A 2,346-nucleotide genomic window follows, 5' to 3' on the forward strand; every position below is an offset into this window, starting at 1 on the left:
GGCACGACGCACTGCAGTACACCGGCCCCGGCGCTGACTCGATCACGCTACCCGGCACCGTGTACCCAGATTGGCGGGGCGGGGTGCAACAAGTCGACGCGTTGCGGGCGCTTGCGCGGCAGGGCCGGCCGCTCCGGCTGATTCCCGCCTATGGCGACATCACGGCGTATTTCGTGATCGAGCGCGTCGAGGAAACGCGCACGTACTACAAACCTGACGGCACGTTCCGCAAGCAGGAATTCAGCGTGTCGCTTCGTCTGTTCGATGATGGCGGCGCAGCATGAGCGCGCAGACGTACACCACCACGGACGGCGATGTGGTCGATGAGATTGCGTTTAAACATTACGGCGCATGCACGGCTGGAACGCTGGCCGCTGTGCTGGAAGCCAACCCCGGCCTAGCCGACCGTGGCGCCATCCTCCCGGCCGGCGTGGTGGTTGTCCTGCCATCGGCCGCCCCGATAACTTCGCCGGTCACCACGGGGCTTGCGCTGTGGGACTGATGGATAGTTACGCGCCGGTCTTCAAGATCACGGCCAATGACAAAGACATCACCGACGCGCTCGCGTCGCGATTTGTGTCCCTTCGCCTGACCGATGAAACCGGCTTCAACTCTGACAGCCTGGAAGTGGTGTTGTCGGACACGGACGACATGAACCCTGTGAAGATCCCGCCGACCGGCGCGGAGCTGCGCGTATGGATCGGCTACGGCGGGAAGCTGATCCCGAAAGGCATGTTCGTCTGCAATGAGATTGAACTAGCCGGATGGCCTGAGACGATCACGCTTATCGCGAACGCCGCGCCATATGACGGGACGCCGAAAGGCAAGCTTGATTTTCAGACGCAGAAATCGCGCAGCTGGCCGGTAGATACAACGATCGGCGCGATGGTGTCGAAGATGGCGGCCGAACATGGCATGACCGGCGTCACATCGCCGGAACTGGCCGGCGTGCAGCTGCCACATATCGACCAGTCTTCGGAGTCGGATATCAATCTGCTGATTCGACTGGCGAAGCGGTATGACGCCATTGCGAAGCCTGCAGGCGGGAAGCTGATCTTTGCCAAGCGCGGCAATGCGAAGACCGTCAGCGGCACAGAGCTGCCGACAATCACGCTGGCTAGCCGCGATGTGAGCAATTACCGCATGAGGCTCGCCCGCAGGGACAGCGCAGGCACCGTGGTTGCGTTCTATCGCGACAACCGTGCCGCCGCCAGGCACGAAGTAAGCAAGGGCTACGGCGACCCCGTGAAGCGCTTCCGCATGGGCTTCAGGAATGCGGCGATGGCTACGGCCGCCGTCGAGGCGGAAATAGCCAAACGCGCGCGCGGCGAATCCCGGTTGATCGTCAGCATGCCGGGGCGGCCTGACATGACCGCCGAAACGAACCTGACGATGGGCGATGGCTTTCGCGAGCGCATTGCGGGCGGCTGGCTGGTGACGCGCGTCGAGCACAGCATTACGAAGAGCGGCGGCTATACCTGCAGCGTCGACGCGGAAAAGCCGAACAGCGACCCGGATGTTGAGGACGCGACAAGCGGCAGCGTGACGGACATCATTCGCCCGAATTAGGGCGCTACCTTCGGATGGCGCGATGCGCCGCCGAGTCTTGACGCTGCCAGGCTTGAAACTCACGGATGATCCGTAGGCGCTCACTGCACCAACTGCAGTTAAGCGGAACGATACGAGGTGCGTACTCTTCTGACGCGCCCAGTGGGTCATGGATGCGGTTGCATTCGGGGCACCGGCCCGCTTCAAGCAGTTTGACGGCGCGGGTGAACACGGGGCGTGGATTGATCGGCATGCCGACAGTTTACGCCGCGATCGCACTCGCGCAGTAAGCGGCCCAATCGTTCGCCAGGTTGCGCCGCTTGTCGAGCAGTTCACCGCGGCGATACGCGGCCTCGACCTTATCATCGACGACGTGAGACAGCGCCATTTCTGCGACTTCGTTCGGGTAATTCGTCTGATCCGCCGCCCAATCCCGAAACGCCGACCTGAAGCCGTGCACCGTGTACTGTCCATAGCCCATGCGCTCCAATACCTTGAGCATGGTGTTTTCGGATAGCTCTTTGCCTTTCGAGCCAGGGAACGCCAGTCCTTTGATTGTGGGGATGCCCTGATAAATTTCGACAGCCCGCGCGGTCAGTGGTACGCGATGCTCTTTCTGGGCTTTCATCCGCTCCGCTGGGATTGTCCAAATAAGCGAAGTCAGGTCAATTTCGGGTGGCTTCGTGCCGGTTGATTCACTGGTACGAGTGCAGCACAAAATAGTGAATTCAAGGCAGGCGGCGCCGACACCCTTACGGCCACGCAGTTTGACCATGAACGCCGGCACGTCTTTATATG

General features: G+C 61.5%; 4 protein-coding genes. 3 read left to right on the forward strand and 1 reads right to left on the reverse strand.

What is annotated here, in order from left to right; genetic code table 11:
• The 3 genes from VFE81_RS21090 to VFE81_RS21100 form a co-directional block, all read left to right on the forward strand.
• On the forward strand, positions 1 to 284 hold a 284-nt coding region (locus tag VFE81_RS21090), incomplete at its 5' end, for a phage tail protein (RefSeq protein ID WP_325046457.1).
• A complete protein-coding gene (locus VFE81_RS21095) occupies positions 281 to 502 on the forward strand; it encodes a tail protein X (protein ID WP_325046458.1) in 222 nt (73 codons plus the stop codon). The genes VFE81_RS21090 and VFE81_RS21095, both read left to right, overlap by 4 nt.
• The gene (locus VFE81_RS21100) at positions 502 to 1,569 is read left to right on the forward strand and encodes a contractile injection system protein, VgrG/Pvc8 family (protein WP_325046459.1); all 1,068 of its coding nucleotides are present in this window, start codon (positions 502 to 504) and stop codon (positions 1,567 to 1,569) included. The genes VFE81_RS21095 and VFE81_RS21100 overlap by 1 nt, the downstream gene beginning before the upstream one ends.
• Before the next feature lie 241 nt (positions 1,570 to 1,810).
• Here the strand turns inward: VFE81_RS21100 and VFE81_RS21105 are convergent.
• Positions 1,811 to 2,346, reverse strand: a 536-nt coding sequence (locus tag VFE81_RS21105) for a site-specific integrase (protein ID WP_325046460.1), incomplete at its 5' end; no start/stop codon positions are given.

The organism is Paraburkholderia sp., from assembly GCF_035656215.1.
Lineage (GTDB): Bacteria > Pseudomonadota > Gammaproteobacteria > Burkholderiales > Burkholderiaceae > Paraburkholderia.

Bases quoted from the DNA above. Each gene is read 5' to 3' on its own strand.
- VFE81_RS21095 (WP_325046458.1), top strand. From the start codon at position 281: ATGAGCGCGCAGACGTACACCACCACGGACGGCGATGTGGTCGATGAG.
- VFE81_RS21100 (WP_325046459.1), top strand. From the start codon at position 502: ATGGATAGTTACGCGCCGGTCTTCAAGATCACGGCCAATGACAAAGAC.